Consider the following 21,814-nt stretch of genomic DNA (forward strand, 5'->3'; position numbering starts at 1 on the left):
ACACTATGTATACAGTTACCGCCCGCCAGACGTCATGAATCGCGAAGAAGCTCTCCACATTTTCCGCCACTCCGAAGAAATCGTTTCGGCCAGCGACGTCCACGCCTCCATCGGCCGCATGGCGGACGCCATCCGCGCCGAGATGGCCGAAGACTTTCCGCTCGTGCTGTCGGTGATGGGTGGCGCGGCGGTGTTCACGGGCATGTTGCTGCCGCACCTGGATTTCCCGCTCGAGTTCGACTACATCCACCTCACCCGCTATCGCAACGCGATCAAGGGCAGCGCGGAAATGCAATGGCGCGTTGCGCCCGCCGAGTCGGTGAAGGACCGCGTCGTGCTGGTGCTCGACGACATCCTCGACGAAGGCGAGACGATGGCCGCGATCCGTGACCGCATCATGGCGATGGGCGCGAAGCGCTTCATGAGCGCGGTGCTGTGCGAGAAGATCATTCCGAAGGCGAAGCCGCTGCGCCCGGACTTTTGCGGCTTCGAAGTGCCGGACCGTTACGTGTTCGGTTGCGGGATGGACGCGAGGGGATACTGGCGCAATCTGCCCACTATTCGCGCGTTGACGGAAGGCGCGTGACGCTTTTCTGCTGATGCCCAAACGAAAAAGCGACCTCATGGGTCGCTTTTTTATTGCTTCATTGATTCAGTTTCAAAGCTGATGCACGAAGGAGCGAATGCCGCCCAGCATCATTTCGACTGAAATCGCGACGAGCACGAGACCCATCAACCGCTCGAAGGCCATCACGGTACGTTCACCGAGCCATTGCTGGATACGCTCGGCCAGCACCAGCACGATCGCGCAGACGATCATCGTCACCGTCAGCGCCGCCACCCATTCGGCCATTTTGCTCGGTGCCTGAGACGTCAGCAGCATCACCGTCGCGAGCGCCGACGGACCGGCGAGCGCCGGAATCGCGAGCGGCACGATCAGCGGCTCGGCGGCGCGCGAATCGGCGCCGAACGGGCCATCGGGATGCGGGAAGATCATCCGCAGCGCGATCAGAAACAGCACGATCCCGCCGCCGATGCGCAACGACAGATCGGTCAGGCTCATCATCCGCAGAAAGCGGTCGCCGACGAGCATGAAGACCAGCAGGATCACGAACGCGGTGGCGACTTCGCGCAGAATCACGCGGATGCGCCGGTGAGGCGCAACACCCCGCAAGCAGTTGATGAAGAGCGGGATGTTGCCGAGTGGATCAGTGATGAGAATGAGCAGGACGGTCGCAGACAGGAAGTTGTACTCCACTGTCCGCTCCCGTCAGTGCGCGAGTGCCGCTTTGATCTTGTCGGTCACGAACCGCGCCGCGCCATCGACAGGCAGCAGCGTGGCTTCCACATCGCGGCGCCCCTGGTACTCGATCTTGCCGTCCTTCAGGCCACGGTCGCCGATCACCAGACGATGCGGCACGCCGATCAGTTCCCAGTCCGCGAACATCACGCCCGGACGCTCGCCGCGATCGTCGAGGATCACGTCGATGCCCGCTGCGACGAGTTCCGCGTACAGCTTGTCGGCGTGTTCGCGCACGGCGTCGCTGCGGTCATAGCCCATCGGGCACAGCACGACTTCGAACGGCGCGATCGATTCCGGCCAGATGATGCCCTTCTCGTCGAAGTTCTGTTCGATCGCGGCGCCGAGGATACGCGTGATGCCGATGCCGTAGCAGCCCATCTGCATCGATTGCGGCTTGCCCGACTCGTCCAGATACTTCGCGTTCATCGCATCCGAATACTTGGTGCCAAGTTGAAACACGTGGCCGACTTCGATGCCGCGGCAGATCTCGATGACGCCCTTGCCGTCCGGCGACGGGTCGCCCCTCTTCACGTTGCGGATATCCGCGACGACGGGCTCAGGCAGATCACGCCCCCAGTTGACGCCCGTCGTGTGGAAATCCACTTCGTTCGTGCCGACGACGAAATCGCTCATGTTCGCGACCGTGCGGTCCGCGATCACCTTGACCGGCTTTTTCGTGTTGAGCGGCCCCAGGTAGCCCGGCGGCGTGCCGAACCACTCGACGATTTCTTCTTCCGTCGCGAAGCGGTACTCGGCGAGGCCCGGCAGCTTGTTCGTCTTGATCTCGTTCAGATCGTGATCGCCGCGCAGCATCAGCAGCCAGATGGTCGGCTCGGCGCCTGCGTTTTCCGCTTTGTTGTCGGTAGCGAGAACGATCGACTTGATCGTGCGCTCGAGCGGGATGTCCAGGTACTCGGCCACGGCTTCGCACTTTGCCTTGCCCGGCGTCGGCGTCTTCTTCAGCTCTTCCTTCGGCGCTGCGCGTTCGGCGATCAGCGGCAGCGCTTCAGCCGCTTCGACGTTCGCCGCGAAGTCGGAGGTCGGGCAATACGCGATGTCGTCCTCGCCCGTCTCCGCGATCACGTGGAACTCGTGCGAACCACTGCCGCCGATCGAGCCGTTGTCCGCCGCGACCGCGCGAAAATCGAGACCGAGGCGCGTGAAGATGCGCACGTAAGCTTCGTACATCTTGCGATACGTCTCTTTCAGGCCGTCGAGGTCCTTATCGAATGAGTACGCGTCCTTCATGATGAACTCGCGGCCGCGCATCACGCCGAAGCGCGGGCGGATCTCGTCGCGGAACTTCGTCTGGATCTGATAGAAGTTCACGGGCATCTGCCGGTAGCTCTTGATCTGGTTGCGCGCGATGTCGGTGACCACCTCTTCGTGCGTCGGTCCCATCACGAAGTCGCTCTCCTTGCGGTCCTTGAAGCGCAGCAGCTCGGGGCCGTACTTTTCCCAGCGGCCCGATTCCTGCCACAGCTCCGCCGGCTGTACGGCCGGCATCAGCAGTTCGAGCGCGCCTGCCCGGTTCATTTCTTCGCGCACGATCGCTTCCACCTTGCGGATCGAGCGCAGGCCGATTGGCAGGTAGTTATAAATGCCGCCAGCGACGCGACGGATCATCCCGGCGCGAACCATGAGCTTGTGACTGACGATTTCCGCGTCAGAAGGCGCTTCCTTCAGGGTGCCGATAAAGAAACGGGAGGCTTTCATTCAGAATTTTCCAAAAGCGGCGGACCAAAAGGGCCGCCCGAAGAGGTAAGACGATGGGTTCGCGCGCCTGAGCGCCGGCCACACCAACACACGCCGAATAGCGATTGTCGCATGCGCCGGCATTTGTCCAGCGGCGTTGGGAAGCGGCTCTCGCGGCGGCGGGCGCAGCCTGTTACGTCCAATCGCGCCAATCTGGTGCGAAGCGGTGCGTCGGACCCGTTATCTGTTTATAATCAAAGCAATTTTAAAGGATTCGAAGGTGGTTGTATGCTGGATCGTGAAGGCTTTCGCCCGAACGTCGGCATCATCCTCTTGAACGCTCGCAACGAGGTGTTTTGGGGCAAACGGCTCCGTGAACATTCCTGGCAGTTTCCGCAAGGGGGCATCAAATACGGTGAAACCCCCGTGCAAGCGATGTATCGGGAGTTACACGAAGAAACCGGCCTGCTTCCGGAGCATGTCAAGGTTATCGGTCGCACGCGCGACTGGTTGCGTTACGAGGTGCCGGACAAGTTCATCAAGCGCGAGGTTCGCGGTCACTACCGCGGCCAGAAGCAGATCTGGTTCCTGCTCCGGATGATTGGACGCGATTGCGACATCTGTTTGCGCGCGACCGATCACCCGGAGTTCGATGCCTGGCGCTGGAATGAGTACTGGGTGCCGCTCGACTGCGTGATCGAGTTCAAGCGGGATGTGTATCAGCTGGCGTTAACAGAGTTGTCCCGCTTCCTGCGGCGGCCTCAGCCGCGCACGGAACGGCCCGGCGGACATCATCACGGGCAACGCTATCCGCGGATGGCGTCGTCGGTGAATACGCCGCCCGGAGCGTCGATGGCGTCCGCGTCATCCGTGGCCGCGGTCACGACGACGATCGTCGTCGAAACGACGCTGCGTGCGACAATCGGGTCGGACTGTTCGTCGACGGAAGACCCGGTCGTTCAGGCGCCGGGACTGCGCGACTGACTCTGTGCGGCAATCCATGCCGCATCTGCCGATGCAGCGTGCCGCTGTGGGGTACGACACGCTGCGCCGGCGTTTCGAGGAAACCATATTGAAAGTATCTGCTTTCGCCGTGGCGTGCGTCGCCACTGGCGTTCTGCTGTCTGCCTGTTCGAGCACCAAAAGCTCCAACTCCAACGCGTCCGACGGACCGAAGAGCGACTTTCAGTACCTGCTCGACCGGCCTTCGACCTGGACCGAAAAAAAGGTCGATACGCTCCCGCCAATGCCGCAACCAGGCAATCTGCTCCCGTTCACCGTTTCGCAGAACACGACGCTTCAGTTCGCGCTCGATGCGAAATCGCTGACCGTCGATGACGACGGCGTCGTTCGCTACACGGTGGTGATCACGAGCCCGAGCGGTGCGCGCAACGTCAACTACGAGGGCATCCGCTGCCAGGACTACTCGTGGAAGCTGTATGCGGGCCTTAACGCAGACCACGACGACTGGGACCGCACGGTCGAAAACGACTGGACGCGTATCGAAAACGGCGATCTGAACGCGTACCACGCGTCGCTCTATCAGGATTACTTCTGCTCGAGCAAAATGCCGACCGGCAAGGCGGATGCGATCCTGACCAACATCAGATACAAGCGCGCGAACAGCACATTGATTCGCGGCAATTGATTCGGGCTCGATCCGCCTGCGGAAAGCGCGGAACCTCGATGACGCCGCAACAAAAAAAGCCGTCCCATCTTGCGATGGGACGGCTTTTTGTTTTCGGAGCGACGTTGCGTGACTGACTTCTAGACGAGCACCAGATTGTCCCGGTGGATCAATTCCGGCTCGAGCATATAGCCGAGCACCGTTTCGATCTCGCCGCTCGGACGACGCTGGATCAGCTTCGCCTCCGCGCTGCTGTAGTTCGTCAGTCCGCGCGCGACCTCACGCCCGGACGCGTTCAGACACGCAATCACCTCGCCGCGCGCAAACGCGCCCTGCACGCCGACGACGCCGATCGGCAGCAGGCTCTTGCCGCCCTCGGTGAGCTTTTCGACCGCGCCGTCGTCGATCACGACATGTCCGCGCACCTGCAGGTGATCCGCCATCCACTGCTTGCGCGCCGCCATCCGAGCGGTACGCGCGATGAGTTGTGTGCCGATCGCCTCGCCCGCTGCGAGCCGCGCGAGCACATCCGCCTCGCGGCCGCTTGCGATCACCGTGTTCGCACCGCTATGCGCCGCACGTTTCGCCGCGAGAATCTTCGTCAGCATGCCGCCGCGGCCGATGCTCGACCCGGCGCCGCCTGCCATCGCTTCCAGTTCCGGTGTACCGGCGTCGGCCTGCTGGACGAGAGTCGCGCTCGGATCCTTGCGCGGATCGGCGGTGAACAAGCCTTGCTGGTCGGTGAGGATGATCAACGCGTCGCCTTCGATCAGGTTCGCGACCAGCGCACCGAGCGTATCGTTGTCGCCGAACTTGATCTCGTCGGTGACGACCGTGTCGTTCTCGTTGATGATCGGCACGACGCCAAGACGCAGCAGCGTCAGCAGTGTCGATCGCGCGTTCAGATAGCGTTCGCGATCGGCCATATCGGCGTGCGTCAAAAGGATCTGCGCAGTGCGGATCGAATGCTCAGCGAAGCGGCTTTCGTAGACCTGCGCGAGCCCCATCTGCCCGACGGCGGCGGCCGCCTGCAGCTCGTCGATTTCGCGCGGGCGCTTCGTCCAGCCAAGGCGTTGCATGCCCTCGGCGATCGCGCCGGAGCTGACGAGCACAACTTCCTTGCCCTGTTCGCGCAGCGCGGCAATCTGAGCGGCCCAGAGACCGATTGCTGCATGATCGAGCCCGCGCCCGTCGTTCGTGACGAGGCTCGACCCGACTTTCACCACCAATCGCCTGGAATCTGCGATAACGGAACGCATTGTGCGCGGTCTCCAAGATGATTCGTAAGGCCGGCGCGTGCTGGGAGTACGCCGGCATCCGGGTTACGGCTGCTTACTCCTGCGGCTCCGCCGATGCTCCCGCGCTGCCCGCCTGCTGCTCGCGAAAACGCACGTCGGCGGCCAGATCTTCCGCTTCGGCGGCACGATGCGCATCGGAGTGCGCGGCGAGGTAGTCGTAGACCGCGTAGCAGAGATTCTCACAGCCTTGGCCCGTCAGCGCCGAAATTTCGAAAACGGGACCGTCCCATTCGAAGTCTTTGATAAAGCGGGCGACGCGCGCTTCCCGCTCTTCTTCCGAGATCATGTCGAGCTTGTTCAGCACGAGCCAGCGCGGCTTGCCGTACAACTCCTCGTCGTACTTGCGCAGTTCGTTGACGATCGCCTTCGCTTCGGCGACGGGATCGACGCTTTCGTCGAACGGCGCGAGATCGATGATGTGCAGCAGCAGGCCCGTGCGCTGCAAGTGCCGCAGAAACTGGTGGCCCAGGCCCGCGCCTTCCGCCGCGCCTTCTATCAGACCGGGAATGTCGGCGATCACGAAGCTGCGGCTCGGCCCGACTCGAACGACGCCGAGATTCGGCGCGAGCGTCGTGAACGGATAATCGGCGATTTTCGGCTTCGCGTTCGACACCGACGAAATGAACGTCGACTTGCCCGCGTTCGGCATGCCCAGCAAGCCAACGTCCGCGAGCACCTTCAATTCGAGACGCAGCATGCGGCGCTCGCCCGGCTTGCCGTCCGTCTTCTGCCGCGGCGCGCGGTTTGTGCTGGACTTGAAGTGCAAATTGCCAAGACCGCCCGCGCCGCCTTGCGCGACCAGCACGGTCTGGTTGTGCTCGGTGAGGTCGGCGATCATCTCGCCCGTGTCCATGTCCGCGATGATCGTGCCGACGGGCATGCGCAGCGTGATGTCGTCGCCGCCCTTGCCGTAGCAGTCCGATCCGCGGCCGTTCTCGCCGTTGCGCGCCTGATGCTTTTTCGCGTAGCGGTAGTCGATCAACGTGTTGATGTTGCGATCTGCGACTGCATAGACGCTGCCGCCGCGGCCGCCGTCGCCGCCGTCCGGACCGCCGAACGGGACGAATTTCTCGCGGCGCATCGACGCGCTGCCATCTCCTCCGTCGCCGGCGATGACTTCGATCCTCGCTTCGTCAATGAACTTCATGCGTTACTCCGTCCCGTGTGTATTGCTATTTTGCCGCGCGTTGCGCGCGTGCACCATTGGCCGTTTGGCCAGATCGACCTTGATTCTTGTCGGTTCGCGACAATGGAATGCGGCGACGATACGGGTCCGCGAACGAAAACTCTCACAGCAGACCCGCAAACAAGACCCGCAAACAAAAAGGCCCCGCAAACTTCGCGGGGCCTTTTTTCCGGTCCTGAAGCCCGTGGTGCCTGATTTAATCTCAGACAGCCGGGACGACGTTGACCATGTGCTTCTTGTCGGCGCCCTTCGTCGTGAACTTGACGTGGCCGTCGACCAGTGCAAACAGCGTGTGATCCTTGCCGATGCCGACGTTCTCGCCAGCGTGCATGCGCGTACCGCGCTGACGCACGATGATGCCGCCAGCCAGGATCGCCTGACCGCCGTAAACCTTAACGCCGAGGCGCTTCGACTCGGAGTCGCGGCCGTTCCGGGAAGAGCCGCCTGCCTTTTTGTGTGCCATGTGATTACTCCTTGCCCGATGCGCTTACGCGTTGATCGCGTCGATGCGCAGTTCGGTGTAGTTCTGGCGGTGGCCGCCATGCTTTTGGTAGTGCTTCCGGCGACGCATCTTGAAGATGGTCACTTTGGCGTGACGACCGTGCGACACAACGGTGGCCTTGACGGAAGCCCCACTGACCAGCGGCGTACCGAACTTAATCGATTCGCCTTCGCCCACTGCGAGAACCTGGTCGAGCGTGATTTCAGCGTCAATGTCTGCCGGTATCTGTTCTACTTTAAGTTTTTCGCCGACAGCAACCTTATACTGCTTGCCGCCGGTTTTTATGACCGCGTACATTGAAAACCTCACTCTGGATTCATTTTTCCCGACGCACCACGCGCGGAAACTCTCAATTATACATAGAGTTAGCTCCGCGGTCAAAAGCAGTTGACAACGGCCACATCAGGCCGTCCGACGCGCGATAAACGCGACATGCCGATGCCAAAACGGCCACGTTCGTAGGGTGTACGGCGCTGAATTACCGCAGTTCGCCTTATAATTCGCGGCACTACCCGAATTCGTCACCATGTCGTCAACCGCCACTCCTACCCCTAACGCAGCCAATCTGCTTGCGCCGATCGTCGAAGACATGCAGCAGGTGAATCGCGTCATCCGGCACCGCCTGGCGTCCGAGGTGATGCTGATCAACCAGATCTCCGAGTACATCATCAGTGCCGGAGGCAAGCGCCTGCGCCCCGCGCTGCTCCTGCTCGTGGCGCGCGCGCTCGGTGACAGAACGGGGCATCGGCACGAACTGGCGGCCGTCGTCGAATTCATCCACACGGCAACGCTGCTGCACGACGATGTCGTCGACGAATCCGATCTGCGCCGCGGGCGTCAGACGGCAAATGCATTGTTCGGCAACGCGGCGAGCGTGCTGGTCGGCGACTTTCTGTATTCGCGCTCGTTCCAGATGATGGTCGGCGTGGGCAAGATGCGCGTCATGGAGATTCTTTCGGAAGCGACCAACATCATTTCCGAAGGCGAAGTGCTGCAACTTCTGAACATGCACGACGCCGACGTAGACGAAGCGCGCTACATGCAGGTGATCCGCTACAAGACGGCCAAGCTGTTCGAAGCCGCCGCCCAGTTGGGCGCCGTGCTGTCGGGCGTGGATGCGACCACGGAAGCCGCCGCCGCTGAGTTCGGCCGACGCATCGGCACAGCGTTCCAGATCATGGACGACTGGCTCGACTACACTGGCACGCCCGAGTCGATGGGCAAGAACGCCGGCGACGATCTGCGCGAAGGCAAGCCGACGCTGCCGCTCATCTACTTGATCGAGCGCGGCACGCCGGAGCAGGCGGCGTTGGCGCGCGAGGCAATTGAACAGGGTGGGACCGATCGCTTCGACGAGATCTTCGACGCGATCACGCGCTCGGGCGCGCTTGATCACACGCTCGAATGCGCAAAGCAGGAAGCGCAAGCGGCAGCAGCAGCAATTTCTTCGTTTCCCAGTTCCATTTACAAGGAAAGCCTGCTAGAATTATGTTCTTACTCGACGACGAGACAGTCTTAAACGAGACTGAAGCGCCGCATTAGTCTGAATCGAGTTACCAAATCGGGGTGTAGCTTAGCCTGGTAGAGCGCTACGTTCGGGACGTAGAGGCCGGAGGTTCGAATCCTCTCACCCCGACCAGATTTTGAAAAAACCGCGCATTGCGCGGTTTTTTTTCGCCCGTCGCTTTGCCAATCAACTGAGTGGGCAGCAAGCCGACCTGGCCATCCGGCCGATGAGAGCCGTCCGGCCCCTCTGCTATATTCTCCTCATCCCTCCCCTTCTCTTATTCACGACGCGTGGAACAACTTCCCTTATGGGCGCAAATAGGCGCCGTCGTCCTGCTTCTCATCTGCTCCAGCTTCTTCTCCATTAGCGAGACAGCGATGATGGCGATCAACCGTCATCGTCTGAAGCACCTGGCCGGCAAAGGCGCGCTCGGTGCGAAAACCACGCAAGGCCTGCTCGCGCGCACCGATGAGCTGCTGAGCGCCGTGCTGATCGGCAACAACCTGTTCAACACGATCATCCCCGTGCTCACCACGTCGATCGCGTTGCACACGTTCGGCAGCAACAGCGTCGTGCTGTCGATTGCGACGGGTATCGTCGCGTTTCTCATCATCGTGTTCGCCGAAATCACGCCGAAAATCGTCGGCGCAACGTTCCCGGAAAAGATCGCGTTGCCGGCCAGCTTGCTGATCGCACCGCTGATGCGCGTGTCCAAGCCGCTGATCTGGTTCGTCAACCTCTTCGCGAACAGCATCCTGCGCGTGCTGCACATCAACACGAAGAGCGCGCACGAACAGCGGCTGTCGACGGAGGAGCTGCGCACCATCGTGCTCGAGTCCGGCAGCTTCATGCCGACCAAGCACCGCAGCATTCTGCTGAACCTGTTCGATCTCGAAAACATCACCGTCGACGACGTGATGATTCCCCGCCGCCGCATCGAGGCGCTCGATTTCGACGCGCCATTCGAGCAGATCCTGCATCAGCTCGAAACTTGCTATCACAACAAGCTAATCGTCTATCAGGGTGACTTCGACCGCGTGCTCGGCGTGCTCCATGTGCGCAAGACGCTCTCCGCGTTGCACAACCAGGAGCTGGAGCGCGACACGCTGCGCGACCTGCTCGCCGAGCCGTACTTCGTGCCGACGGGCACGCCCGTCTTTCAGCAACTCCAGTATTTCCAGGAAAGCCGCCATCGGACTGCGCTCGTCGTCGACGAATACGGCGAGCTGCAGGGACTGGTGACGCCCGAGGACATCATCGAAGAACTGATCGGCGAATTCACGACGTCGGTGCCGCGCAGCGCGAGTTCGCGCGGCGGCTGGAACGAAGACGGCGAGTGCATCGTCGCGGGCAGCATGCCGCTGCGCGAACTGAACCGCTGGCTCCAATTGCGTCTGCCGACGGATGGTCCAAAGACGCTCAACGGACTGATCCTAGAAATTCTCGAAGAGATTCCGGAAGGCGACGTCTGCGTGAAGATCGGAGACATCAAACTCGAAGTGATGCGCAGCGACGACCAGGCGATCAGAACAGTCAAGATCTTTCGCCCCGGTCCCCCGCCGGGGTCGAAAATCAAGCGGCTCGTGAGCCGCGGATAGCGCACCTGGCCATTCGGCCGAATAGCGGCCAGGCGCACGATCCCCGATGATGAAGCCGTCATGTTCTACAGGCGGCTCCCAGCCGGTCTTCGATGCGCACTTCTTCCCATCCGGCTTCGCCTCCGCTCAAGGTGGCCGCGAGCCGGCAGCCACCCGCTATGGCCGACACGGACAGCCCGCCAGCCGTCCGCCTGCTCGCCGATACGCTTCTCGAAGCCGCGCGCCTCAACGCATCCGATCTGCATATCGAACCGATGGAGCACGGCTGGCGGATGCGTCTGCGCGTCGATGGCGTGCTGCACGAAATCGCCCGCCCGCCTGCGCATTTGCGCGACGCGTTCATCACGCGCGTGAAAGTGCTGGCTCGCATGGATATCGCCGAGCGGCGCGTGCCGCAGGATGGCCGCCTGCGGCTGCCCGTCGCTGCGGGCCGGATCGAGGACTATCGCGTCAATTCGCTGCCCACGCTGTTCGGCGAAAAGCTCGTGCTGCGCAGGCTCGATGCGCTGCCAGCCAATCTTTCGCTCGACTCGCTTGGCCTTGCGCCCGCTCAGCGCGATATCGTCGACCGTTCGATCAACGCGCCGCATGGGCTCGTGCTCGTCACGGGACCGACGGGCAGCGGCAAGACGATGTCGCTGTACTGCTTCCTGCAACTGTTGAACGCCGAGTCCCGCAATCTCTGCTCGGTCGAAGATCCGGCGGAAATCCAGCTTGCGGGCATCAATCAGGTCAGCGTTCGCGAGAAAGCGGGCCTCACGTTCGCAGTCGCGTTACGTGCTTTCCTGCGCCAGGACCCGGACGTGATCATGGTCGGCGAAATACGCGACGAAGAGACGGCCGATGTGGCTGTCAAGGCAGCTCAGACGGGCCACCTGGTTTTGTCGACGCTGCACACGAACGACGCTCCCGCGGCCATCGCACGCCTGATCGACATCGGCGTCGAGCCATACAACCTCGCGGCCGCGTTGCGTCTCGTGACGGCGCAGCGGCTCGTGCGGCGCCTGTGTATCGCATGCAGGCAGCCGTCGATGGAAACGCCAGCGTCGTTGCGCGCAGCCGGCGTGCCCGACGCTGACACCACGCAGTGGCATCCCTACGTTCCGCGAGGATGCGAAGCCTGCCACGGCATCGGCTTTCGCGGACGCGTCGGCATCCATCAGGTGATGCCCGTTTCGGACGCGATGCGAGAGCTGATCGTCGCGCGCGCAGGCACGCACGAGATCGCTAGACAGGCGCACGCCGAACAGGTCCGGACGCTGCGCGAAGCGGCATTGGCCCGCGCATTCGACGGCACGACGAGCCTCGCCGAAGCGCTGAGCGCAACGGAGGTCGCATGACGGCAACGACAATCCAGGAGCAGCGCTTCGCATGGCGCGCACTCGACGCGCAAGGCGTGCGTCGGCGCGGCACCGTGATCGCGCCGGACCTTGTGACTGCTCGCACGATGCTGAAGCAGGACGCGCTCTATGGCGTCGAATGGAGCGTGCGCGGCGCAGCGCCGCAACCCAACGCGCGCGCCGCCGACGTCACGCTGTTCACGCGCCAGTTGTCGAGCCTGCTGCGTGCAGGCCTGCCGCTCGCGTCGTCGCTCGAACTGCTGGCGAATGCATCGAAAGACAGCGAACGGGCCAAAGGCATGCCGCGCATCGTCAATGCGCTCGCTCGCGATATCACGACAGGGCTCGGCTTCTCGGCAGCGCTCGCCCGTCATCCGGTGCAGTTCGGCGCACTGTATCGTCAGTTGGTCGAAGTAGGCGAAGCGTCGGGCGCCCTGCCTGCCGTGCTCGCTCGGCTCGCCGACGACCGCGAGCGCGCCGCCGCGCAGCGGGCCAAAGTGCGCGCCGCGCTCACCTATCCCGCCGCGATCCTGCTGCTTGCAATCGCGATTACGGCTGCGCTGCTCGTGTGGGTTGTTCCGACGTTCAAGCAGATCTTCGATGGCTTCGGCGCGAAGCTGCCCGCGCCGACGCAACTGGTGCTCGCGATGTCGGCAGCCGCTGGCCGCTGGAGCGTGCCGCTCGCGTCGATCGTATGCGTGCTCGTGCTCGCCATGCGTCACCTGCTGAGCCGCTCAGAGGCTGCACGGCTGCAGTTCTCCCGAGCGATGCTGCGTTTGCCCATCGCCGGCTCGCTGCTCGCGACGCTCTGTGCCGCGCGCTGGAGCCGCGCGCTCGGCACGCTCCTGTCGGCGGGAACGCCCCTCGCCGACGCATTCGATTCGCTCACGCACGCGACGGGCAACGCCTGGTTCGATCGCGCGACCATCGCGATCTCGGCTCAGCTCCGACGCGGCGTGCGGCTCGCGCCTGCAATGCGCGAAGCGCAATGCTTTCCGGAGGAGATCGTGCAACCCGTCGCCATCGCAGAGGAATCAGGCACCCTCGACACAATGCTGCTCGACGTCGCTTCGTTGAGCGATCGACAGGTCGACGAGAAAATCGCGGACCTCGCGAGCCTTTGTGAACCGCTCGTAATCGTCGTGTTGGGCGGGCTCGTCGGCGGTCTCGTGATCGCGATGTATCTTCCCATCATCCAACTTGGCAACGTGGTGTAGTAGCATCGCAGCCGAACCCACCCAATCGACCATGCCGACCACGTTCACGCCCGTGTCAGACCCATCCTTCAGCGGCCCGCTCACCCGTTTCGCGGGGAGCATCGGCGTTGCATTCGGCACGCTGCCCGCTTTCGCACAGATTGCGTTCGTCATCGTGTTCGGCCTGGTGATCGGCAGTTTTCTGAATGTCGTCGTGCATCGCTTGCCGATCATGCTCGAACGCGCGTGGCGCGCCGAGGTGAGCGAAGCAACAGGCCATTCATTCGACGACGACGGCCTGCCCGCACGCTATAACCTCTGGCTGCCGCGCAGCGCCTGTCCTCATTGCGGCCACGTGCTGCGCGCGTGGGAGAACATTCCTGTATTCAGCTATCTGATGCTGCGCGGCCGTTGCTCGCAATGCAAAAGCCGCGTGAGCTTTCGCTATCCGCTGCTCGAACTGTCGAGCGCGGCGCTGGCGCTCGGCGCGTTCGCCTCGTTCGGCCCGACGGGTACGGCGCTCGCGGCATACGGACTTTGCGCCGCGCTGCTCGCGATGAGCGCGATCGACATCGACACACATCTGCTGCCCGACTCGATGACCTTGCCGTTGCTGTGGGCGGGCTTTATCGTCAACTTCAATTCGGTGTTCGCGAGCCTGCACGACGCCGTGATCGGCGCAATCGCCGGCTACCTGGTGCTGTGGTGCGTGCACTGGGTGTTCAGGCTTGTGCGCGGAATCGAAGGCATGGGTTATGGCGATTTCAAGCTGCTCGCCGCGCTCGGCGCCTGGCTTGGATGGGCTGCGCTGCCGCAGATCATTCTGATCGCAGCCGTGGCGGGCGCAATCATCGGACTGGTCGCGACATGGATTGGCCGCATGCGCTTCGAAGAGCCGCTGCCGTTCGGCCCGTTCCTCGCGGCAGCCGGCGCCATTACGCTCTTTCTCGGCACGCCGCTTTATATGGCTTTCGGAGGCTAACGCATGTTCGCTGTTGGATTGACGGGCGGCATCGGCAGCGGCAAGTCCACTGTCGCCGATCTGTTTGCGAAGCGCGGCGTGACGCTCGTCGATACCGACTTGATCGCGCATCGCGTCACCGCGCCCGGTGGGCCCGCGATGCCCGCCATTGCCGCCGAGTTCGGCGCATCGTTCGTCGCGTCCGATGGCTCGCTCGATCGCGGCCGCATGCGCGCGCTCGTCTTCAGCGACGAGAATGCGCGCAAACGGCTCGAAGCCATCACGCATCCGTTGATTCGCGCTGAAACGGAACGCGAGCGTCAACAGGCGCAAGGACCCTATGTAATCATGGTCGTGCCGCTGCTCGTCGAATCGGGCAATTGGAAGACACGCGTGGACCGCGTGCTGACCGTCGACTGCAGCATCGGGACGCAGATCGCTCGCGTCATGCGCCGCAATGCGTTCACGCGCGAACAGGTGCTGGCGATCATCGCGCGCCAGGCCACGCGCGAAGCACGCCTCGCCGCAGCCGACGACGTGATCGTCAATGACGGGGCATCGCTCGAAGCGCTCGACCTTGACGTCGATCGCCTTCATCGCATGTATCTTTCACTCGCGGCCGCATGAGCCGTAAGCGATTCTGTTCACCGTCTGTAAAGCGGGCGCATGTTGTCGGGAACGGCGCGAGCACGCAACGAATGCGCACGATACAGCGCAAAAATTGACAGAAGCTCGCGGAAATAGTGTGTGATTGCTAGGGTAGTCTCACGGCATTAGAATGTCCTGCAATTCCGTCACCGACCACGCCCGAGGCGAGCCCGCTTGATTCTTTACGAGTATCCCTTCAACGAGCGAATCCGGACGCTGCTGCGCCTCGAAGATCTGTTCGAGCGCTTCACGTTCTTTCTGACTCAGGAAGACGCCAGGGAACATCATGTCGCGCTGACTACGCTGTTCGAAATCTCCGAAGTCGCGGGCCGCGCGGATCTGAAGTCCGATCTGATGAAGGAACTGGAGCGGCAACGTCAAACGCTCGCGCCGTTTCGCGGCAATCCGGGCATCGAGCAGAATGCACTCGAAGCCGTCCTCGGCGAAATCGAGCAGACTCTCGCCGGGCTTACGCAAATGCAAGGCAAGACTGGCCAGCATCTTGCGGACAACGAGTGGCTCGCGAGCATCCGCAGCCGCGCCATCATCCCCGGCGGCACCTGCAAGTTCGATCTTCCGTCGTATTACGCATGGCAGCAGACGCACCCCGATCAACGCCGCCAGGACATCGCCAAGTGGGTGATGCCGCTTCTGCCGCTGCGCGACGCCGCCGCCATCGTGCTGCGTCTTGCGCGCGAATCGGGGCAGGCGTCGAAGGTGATGGCGATGCAGGGCAGCTACCAGCAGATGCTGTCGGGCCGCACGTATCAGTTGATGCAAGTACGCGTGGCACCGGAATTGCGGGTGATCCCGGAAGCGAGCGCCAACAAGTACATGCTGTGGGTACGCTTCACGGTGCAGGATGGCGACTTGCGTCCGCGTGCCGTCGATGTCGACGTGCCGTTCCAGTTGACGCTGTGCAGTCTTTAATCTGAGGCAAAACGCCTCATTTATTGACCTTCACCGTTTAGATTGAACGCCTGACCGAATGACCACTGTAGTCAAATGCCCGACCTGCGGAAAGGATGTCCGCTGGACTCCTGAGAACCGCTTCCGTCCGTTCTGTTCCGAGCGCTGCAAGCAGATCGATCTCGGCGCGTGGGCTGCCGAAAAGTACAAGATCGGCGGCACCGACGACGAACCGACAACCGACGACACGCCCGGCGAAAACCGATCGCACTGAACAGCAACGAGCGTCGCCTGTCATCATCGAGGCGCACGCCGCGTGCTGCGGCTGCGGCCGCCTCTTACTCCTCGGCCAGCCATTCCAGCACGGGAATCGTCGCGGGCAATAGCGGCGACACCTGGGCCGGCAACGCCTGCCACGCAAACGCCTGGCCTTCGCGCCCATGCGGCTCGCCGTGCCAGGCCGTCACCTTGCAGAAATAGAGACGCACGTACGCATGCGGATAGTCGTGTTCGAGCACGTGCCAGCGGTGGCTCGACTGCACGTCGATGCCGAGTTCTTCGTGCAGCTCGCGCGCAAGCGCGGCTTCGACCGATTCGCCCGGCTCCAGCTTGCCGCCGGGAAATTCCCAGTAGCCCTCGTAGGGCTTGCCGGCCGGCCGTCGCGCGAGCAGATACCGGCCATCGGGCTGAACCAGCACGCCGACGGCCACTTCCGTGACCGGCCGGCCGGCAGCGTTCAGTTCACTCGCGTTATGCGCGCCGTTTTGCATTCCGTTTTGCACCGGGTCGCTCATGCTTGCGCCCGCCGGCCCGACCAGTCGCGCGCGAACTGCCACGCGACGCGCCCTGAACGCGACCCGCGTTCCAATGCCCAGATCAGCGCGTCACCGCGCGCCGCTTCGACATCGGCATCGTTGCAGCCGAAGTGATGCAGCCAGTGCGCGACGATCGACAGATAGTCGTCCTGCTTGAACGGATAAAAGCTGACCCACAGGCCGAAACGCTCCGACAGCGAGATCTTTTCTTCGACCACTTCGCCCGGATGGATCTCGCCGTCGGGCATGTGCTTGTACGTCTCGTTGTCGCTCATGTACTCGGGCAGCAGATGGCGGCGGTTCGACGTCGCGTAGATCAGCACGTTGTCCGACTGCGCAGCCACCGATCCGTCGAGCGCCACCTTCAGCGCCTTGTAGCCAGACTCGCCTTCCTCGAACGACAGATCGTCGCAGAACACAATGAAGCGCTCGGGACGCGTCGAAATCAGATCGACGATATCGCCCAAGTCGTGCAGGTCGTCTTTGTCGACTTCGATCAGACGCAGACCATCCTTCGAGTGCGCATTCAGACACGCCTTGATCAGCGACGACTTGCCCGTGCCTCGTGCGCCCGTGAGCAACACGTTGTTCGCGGGCTGCCGGCTCACGAACTGCTTCGTGTTCTGCTCGATCACGTTCTTTTGACGATCGATGTTCTGCAGGTCGTCCAGCGAGATCGACGAAATGGCGGGTACCGCCTGCAGATAGCCGCGCCCGTGGCGCTTGCGCCAGCGGAACGCAACGGCCGCGGACCAGTCGACATCGGGCGCGGCCGGCGGAAGCATCGCTTCGAGCCGCACCAGCACGGCTTCGGCGCGGGTCAGAAATTGTTCGAGTTTATCCATGTGGTGAGATCGGAACGAATCTGGAATCAGGAGCCAATCACGCGCATATCGCGCGCAAATCACGAACGGTAGTCGGCGTTGATGCTCACGTAGTCGTGCGACAGGTCGCACGTCCAGATCGTCGCCTGCGCATCGCCACGGCCCAGCACGACACGAATCAGAATTTCGGCCTTCTTCATCACGCGCTGCCCGTCTTCCTCTTTGTACTCCGGATTGCGGCCACCCGCTTTCGCGACGAGCACGTCGTCCAGATACAGGTCGATCTTGCCGACGTCGAGGTCCGTCACGCCTGCATAGCCGATGGCGGCCAGGATGCGGCCGAGGTTCGGGTCCGACGCGTAGAACGCCGTCTTCACGAGCGGCGAATGGCCGATCGCATAGGCAATCTGGCGGCACTCGGCGACGCTCGAACCGCCTTCCACCTGCACCGTCATGAACTTCGTCGCGCCCTCGCCGTCGCGCACGATCAGCTGCGCGAGCGTCTGCGCCGTTTCCGTGACGGCATCGCGCAGCGCGGCGTACGCGGGCGAATCCGTCGACGTGATTGCGGGCAGGCTCGACTTGCCCGATGCAATCAGGATGAACGAATCGTTCGTCGACGTATCGCCGTCGATTGTGATGCAGTTGAACGAGCGGTCGGCGACATGCTTCACCAGTTCGTCGAGCACCGGCTGCGCAACGTTCGCGTCGAACGCGAGGAAGCCGAGCATCGTCGCCATGTTCGGCTTGATCATGCCGGCGCCCTTGCTGATGCCCGTCAATGTGACCGTGTGGCTGTCGATTGTGACCCGGCGCGACACCGCTTTCGGCAGCGTGTCGGTGGTCATGATGGCCTGCGCGGCGTCGTACCAGTGCGCAGCCTGGCGGTTCGCGAGCGCGGCGGGCAGCCCGGCCTTCAGACGGTCGATGGGCAGCGGCTCCAGGATCACGCCCGTCGAGAACGGCAGCACCTGTTCCGGCGCGATGTCCGCGAGGCGCGCCAGCTCATCGCACGTCTCGCGCGCGTGCGCCATGCCCGGCTCGCCCGTGCCCGCGTTCGCATTGCCCGTGTTGACGACCAGCGCGCGAATGCCCTTGCCGCCCGCGCGCACGCGCTCGAGGTGCTCGCGGCATACGGTGACGGGCGCCGCGCAGAAACGGTTCGACGTGAACACGCCCGCGACCGTCGCGCCTTCGTCGACGGAAATGACGAGCACGTCCTTGCGGTTCGGCTTGCGGATGTTCGCCTCGGCCCAGCCTAGCGTGACGCCGGCGACGGGGTGGAGTTGAGCGGGATCGATCGAGGGGAAATTGACAGCCATGGTCGCGACCTGTCGAGACTGAAATGCCGGCGGGCGCCGGCATCGGGGATCAAGGGTGATGGCGCCGGATGGATCTGCGCCACCGCGAAATCACCAGCAATGCACGCTTCAAACGACGCGGCGCGCATGATGCGCGCCGCTCCGTGTGTCACGCAATCTTGCCGTGGCACTGCTTGTACTTCTTGCCGCTGCCGCACGGGCATGGGTCGTTGCGGCCGACTTTCGGCACGGCGCCGGAAAGCGGCGCCGCCGCTGCGCTGTGGCTGTGCGCCATTGCGTCGCCGATCATCGATGCTGCCGCGTTTGCCGCGACAGGCGCCGCCGCGACGGCCGCACCGCCTTCCGCGTAATCGGCATGGCGAAACTCGACGTTCTCCAGATGGCTGCCTTGCTCTTCGTACTGCTCGGCGGCCTCTTCCAGCTGTTCCGGCGACTGGATCTGCACGTTCATCACAATGCGCGTGACTTCGAGCTTCACCGAGTCGAGCATCGCGGCGAACAGTTCGAACGCTTCGCGCTTGTATTCCTGCTTCGGGTTCTTCTGCGCATAGCCGCGCAGGTGAATGCCCTGACGCAGATGATCGAGCGCGGCGAGATGTTCGCGCCAGCTGCGGTCGAGCGTCTGCAGCATGACCGAGCGCTCGAACGCGCTGAACGATTCGCGGCCCACCTGCTCGACCTTCGACTCGTAGGCCTCGTCGGCGGCGGCCGTCACCGCTTCGAGAATCTCGCCGGCGTCGATCGACTGCGACTCGTTGATCATCTCCTGAATCGCGAGATCGAGCTGCCAGTCATTGCGCAGCACTTCTTCCAGTTCTGGCACGTCCCATTGTTCTTCGATGCTGCCCGCCGGCACGAACTGATGGACGATGTCGGCGACCACACCGTGACGCATCGCGCCGATCGTCTCGGTGATGTCGTGCGCTTCGAGCAGCTCGTTGCGCTGCTGATAGATCACCTTGCGCTGATCGTTCGACACGTCGTCGTATTCGAGCAGCTGCTTGCGGATATCGAAGTTGCGCGCCTCGACCTTGCGTTGCGCCGATTCGATCGAACGCGTGACGATGCCCGCTTCGATCGCTTCGCCTTCCGGCATCTTCAGCCGGTCCATGATCGCGCGCACGCGGTCGCCGGCAAAAATACGCAGCAGCGGATCTTCGAGCGACAGATAGAAACGCGACGAGCCAGGGTCGCCCTGACGGCCGGCACGGCCGCGCAGCTGGTTGTCGATACGGCGCGATTCGTGACGCTCGGTGCCGATGATATGCAGGCCGCCCGCGGCCTTCACCTGATCGTGCAGCGTCTGCCACTCGTCGTGCAGCTTCTGGATGCGCGCCGCCTTTTCGTCCTCGGGGATCGACAGGTCGGCTTCAATGAACGCGGCCTGTTTCTCGGCATTGCCGCCGAGCACGATGTCCGTACCGCGACCGGCCATGTTCGTCGCGATCGTGATGCGCTGCGGACGGCCCGCTTCCGCGACGATGGCCGCTTCGCGCGCGTGCTGCTTCGCGTTCAGCACTTCGTGCGGCAGGCCAGCCTTGTTCAGCAGTTGCGAAAGCAGTTCCGAGTTCTCGATCGACGTCGTGCCGACCAGCACGGGCTGACTGCGGTCATAGCATTCGCGGATATCGCGAATCACCGCGTTGTAGCGCTCCATCGCCGTCTTGTAGATCTGATCCTGCTTGTCCAGCCGCTTCGGCGGGCGGTTAGTCGGAATCACGACCGTTTCGAGGCCGTAAATCTCGTTGAATTCGTACGCTTCGGTGTCGGCCGTACCCGTCATGCCGGACAGCTTCGCGTACATGCGGAAATAGTTCTGGAACGTGATCGAGGCGAGCGTCTGGTTCTCGCTCTGAATCTTCACGTGCTCCTTCGCTTCGACGGCCTGGTGCAGACCGTCCGACCAGCGGCGGCCAGCCATCAGACGACCTGTAAACTCGTCGACGATCACCACTTCGCCGTTCTGCACGACGTAGTGCTGGTCCTTGTAGAACAGCGTGTGCGCGCGCAGAGCCGCGTAAACGTGGTGCATCAGCGTGATGTTCTGCGGCGCGTAGAGGCTCTCGCCTTCGCCGATCAGGCCCCACTCGGCGAGCAGCCGCTCGGCCTTTTCGTGGCCCGATTCCGTCAGGAACACCTGGCGCGCCTTTTCGTCCAGCGTGTAGTCGCCCGGCTTCTCGACGCCGGTGCCGTCCGCCTTCTCTTCGCCGATCTGGCGCTCGAGCAGCGGCGGCAGCGCGTTCATGCGCACGTAGAGCTCAGTGTGATCTTCGGCCTGGCCGGAGATGATGAGCGGCGTACGCGCTTCGTCGATGAGGATCGAGTCCACTTCGTCGACGATCGCGAAGTTCAGCGCCCGCTGTACGCGCGCATCGGTCTCGTAGACCATGTTGTCGCGCAGGTAGTCGAAGCCGAATTCGTTGTTCGTGCCGTACGTGATGTCCGCGGCGTACGCTTCCTGCTTGAGGCCATGGTCCATCTGCGACAGGTTGATACCCACCGACAGGCCGAGGAAGTTATACAGACGCCCCATCCACTCGGCGTCGCGCTGCGCGAGGTAGTCGTTCACCGTCACGACGTGCACGCCGCGTCCGGAGAGTGCGTTCAGGTAGGCAGCGAGCGTCGCGACAAGCGTCTTGCCTTCGCCCGTGCGCATTTCCGCGATCTTGCCGTAGTGGAGGACCATGCCGCCGATCAGCTGCACGTCGAAGTGCCGCATCTTCAAGACGCGCTTGCTCGCCTCGCGGCAGACCGCGAACGCCTCGGGCAGCAGCTTGTCGAGCGACTCGCCACTGCCGACGCGTTGCCGGAATTCCGTCGTTTTCGCGCGCAGTTGATCGTCCGTCAATTGCTCGATCTGCGGTTCGAGCGCATTGATCGCCGCGACGGTCTTTTGATATTGCTTGACGAGCCGTTGATTGCGGCTGCCAAAAATCTTTTGTAGAAAACCGGTGGTCATCGGATCGTGGTTGCGTCGCGGCTTCGGCTGGGTTGCAAGGCCGGTTTTTACACCCTTTCACCTTGTTGCAACCCTCGGTCGTTTGGGCCTCGGCGGCTTAGGTCCAAGAGTGAATTCGAATCAT

At 62.8% G+C, this 21,814-nt stretch carries 21 protein-coding genes and 1 tRNA gene; 12 read left to right on the top strand and 10 right to left on the bottom strand.

Going from position 1 to position 21,814, the window contains the following annotated elements:
• Window positions 1-34: 34 nt before the first annotated feature.
• A complete protein-coding gene (locus tag GCT13_RS03210; RefSeq protein ID WP_152755320.1) occupies window positions 35-586 on the top strand; it encodes a hypoxanthine-guanine phosphoribosyltransferase in 552 nt (183 codons plus the stop codon).
• 72 nt (window positions 587-658) lie between these two features.
• Here the strand turns inward: GCT13_RS03210 and GCT13_RS03215 are convergent, their stop codons facing one another.
• Window positions 659-1,258, bottom strand: a complete 600-nt coding sequence (locus GCT13_RS03215) for a MarC family protein (RefSeq protein ID WP_321574160.1) — start codon at window positions 1,256-1,258, stop codon at window positions 659-661.
• Window positions 1,259-1,270: 12 nt separating this feature from the next.
• Complete coding sequence (locus tag GCT13_RS03220) at window positions 1,271-3,019, bottom strand: proline--tRNA ligase (protein ID WP_152755321.1); 1,749 nt, start codon at window positions 3,017-3,019, stop codon at window positions 1,271-1,273.
• A 267-nt stretch (window positions 3,020-3,286) separates the two neighbouring features.
• On the opposite strand from GCT13_RS03220, the gene GCT13_RS03230 reads away from it, so the two are divergent.
• Both GCT13_RS03230 and GCT13_RS03235 read left to right on the top strand, forming a co-directional pair.
• Window positions 3,287-3,982 carry an RNA pyrophosphohydrolase gene (locus tag GCT13_RS03230; protein WP_152755323.1) on the top strand — a complete coding sequence of 232 codons (696 nt, stop codon included), beginning with the start codon at window positions 3,287-3,289 and terminating at the stop codon, window positions 3,980-3,982.
• Between the two features lie 88 nt (window positions 3,983-4,070).
• Entirely contained in the window at window positions 4,071-4,646 is a 576-nt protein-coding gene (locus tag GCT13_RS03235; protein WP_152755324.1) for a CNP1-like family protein, read from the top strand.
• A 119-nt stretch (window positions 4,647-4,765) separates the two neighbouring features.
• On the opposite strand, the gene proB is transcribed toward GCT13_RS03235, so the two are convergent.
• From proB to rplU, 4 genes are all read right to left on the bottom strand, one after another.
• Window positions 4,766-5,884, bottom strand: coding sequence for a glutamate 5-kinase (proB, locus tag GCT13_RS03240; protein ID WP_152755325.1), 1,119 nt, complete (start codon window positions 5,882-5,884; stop codon window positions 4,766-4,768).
• A 73-nt stretch (window positions 5,885-5,957) separates the two neighbouring features.
• Entirely contained in the window at window positions 5,958-7,070 is a 1,113-nt protein-coding gene (cgtA, locus tag GCT13_RS03245) for an Obg family GTPase CgtA (protein ID WP_152755326.1), read from the bottom strand.
• A 241-nt stretch (window positions 7,071-7,311) separates the two neighbouring features.
• Window positions 7,312-7,572 (bottom strand): 50S ribosomal protein L27, encoded by a 261-nt coding sequence (gene rpmA, locus GCT13_RS03250; RefSeq protein WP_087735215.1) that lies wholly within the window; start codon window positions 7,570-7,572, stop codon window positions 7,312-7,314.
• Window positions 7,573-7,596: 24 nt separating this feature from the next.
• A complete protein-coding gene (rplU, locus tag GCT13_RS03255; RefSeq protein WP_006025184.1) occupies window positions 7,597-7,908 on the bottom strand; it encodes a 50S ribosomal protein L21 in 312 nt (103 codons plus the stop codon).
• A gap of 229 nt (window positions 7,909-8,137) precedes the next feature.
• On the opposite strand from rplU, the gene GCT13_RS03260 reads away from it, so the two are divergent.
• The 9 genes from GCT13_RS03260 (at window position 8,138) to yacG (ending at window position 16,044) form a co-directional block, all read left to right on the top strand.
• Window positions 8,138-9,130 carry a polyprenyl synthetase family protein gene (locus GCT13_RS03260; RefSeq protein WP_090868412.1) on the top strand — a complete coding sequence of 331 codons (993 nt, stop codon included), beginning with the start codon at window positions 8,138-8,140 and terminating at the stop codon, window positions 9,128-9,130.
• A gap of 43 nt (window positions 9,131-9,173) precedes the next feature.
• Window positions 9,174-9,250, top strand: a tRNA-Pro gene (locus GCT13_RS03265).
• Window positions 9,251-9,408: 158 nt separating this feature from the next.
• Complete coding sequence (locus GCT13_RS03270) at window positions 9,409-10,716, top strand: HlyC/CorC family transporter (RefSeq protein WP_321574161.1); 1,308 nt, start codon at window positions 9,409-9,411, stop codon at window positions 10,714-10,716.
• A 92-nt stretch (window positions 10,717-10,808) separates the two neighbouring features.
• Window positions 10,809-12,056: a GspE/PulE family protein gene (locus tag GCT13_RS03275; RefSeq protein WP_152755327.1), complete on the top strand. Its 1,248-nt coding sequence runs from the start codon at window positions 10,809-10,811 to the stop codon at window positions 12,054-12,056.
• Window positions 12,053-13,273, top strand: a complete 1,221-nt coding sequence (locus GCT13_RS03280; RefSeq protein WP_152755328.1) for a type II secretion system F family protein — start codon at window positions 12,053-12,055, stop codon at window positions 13,271-13,273. The genes GCT13_RS03275 and GCT13_RS03280 overlap by 4 nt, the downstream gene beginning before the upstream one ends.
• A gap of 31 nt (window positions 13,274-13,304) precedes the next feature.
• Window positions 13,305-14,234 (top strand): prepilin peptidase, encoded by a 930-nt coding sequence (locus GCT13_RS03285; RefSeq protein ID WP_152755329.1) that lies wholly within the window; start codon window positions 13,305-13,307, stop codon window positions 14,232-14,234.
• A 3-nt stretch (window positions 14,235-14,237) separates the two neighbouring features.
• Window positions 14,238-14,840: a dephospho-CoA kinase gene (coaE, locus tag GCT13_RS03290; protein ID WP_152755330.1), complete on the top strand. Its 603-nt coding sequence runs from the start codon at window positions 14,238-14,240 to the stop codon at window positions 14,838-14,840.
• Window positions 14,841-15,035: 195 nt separating this feature from the next.
• Entirely contained in the window at window positions 15,036-15,791 is a 756-nt protein-coding gene (zapD, locus tag GCT13_RS03295; protein ID WP_007747120.1) for a cell division protein ZapD, read from the top strand.
• 58 nt (window positions 15,792-15,849) lie between these two features.
• On the top strand, window positions 15,850-16,044 hold the full coding sequence (gene yacG, locus GCT13_RS03300; protein WP_090868399.1) for a DNA gyrase inhibitor YacG: 195 nt from the start codon (window positions 15,850-15,852) through the stop codon (window positions 16,042-16,044).
• Between the two features lie 64 nt (window positions 16,045-16,108).
• Here the strand turns inward: yacG and GCT13_RS03305 are convergent, their stop codons facing one another.
• From GCT13_RS03305 to secA, 4 genes are all read right to left on the bottom strand, one after another.
• Window positions 16,109-16,564 (bottom strand): NUDIX domain-containing protein, encoded by a 456-nt coding sequence (locus GCT13_RS03305; RefSeq protein WP_407670737.1) that lies wholly within the window; start codon window positions 16,562-16,564, stop codon window positions 16,109-16,111.
• Window positions 16,561-17,430 carry an ATP-binding protein gene (locus GCT13_RS03310; protein WP_152755331.1) on the bottom strand — a complete coding sequence of 290 codons (870 nt, stop codon included), beginning with the start codon at window positions 17,428-17,430 and terminating at the stop codon, window positions 16,561-16,563. The genes GCT13_RS03305 and GCT13_RS03310 overlap by 4 nt, the downstream gene beginning before the upstream one ends.
• A 59-nt stretch (window positions 17,431-17,489) precedes the next feature.
• Window positions 17,490-18,731 (bottom strand): bifunctional glutamate N-acetyltransferase/amino-acid acetyltransferase ArgJ, encoded by a 1,242-nt coding sequence (gene argJ / locus GCT13_RS03315; protein WP_152755332.1) that lies wholly within the window; start codon window positions 18,729-18,731, stop codon window positions 17,490-17,492.
• A gap of 148 nt (window positions 18,732-18,879) precedes the next feature.
• The gene (secA, locus tag GCT13_RS03320) at window positions 18,880-21,690 is read right to left on the bottom strand and encodes a preprotein translocase subunit SecA (RefSeq protein WP_152755333.1); all 2,811 of its coding nucleotides are present in this window, start codon (window positions 21,688-21,690) and stop codon (window positions 18,880-18,882) included.
• Window positions 21,691-21,814 lie beyond the last annotated feature (124 nt).

Source organism: Paraburkholderia franconis, from assembly GCF_009362735.1.
Taxonomy (GTDB): Bacteria; Pseudomonadota; Gammaproteobacteria; order Burkholderiales; family Burkholderiaceae; genus Paraburkholderia; species Paraburkholderia franconis.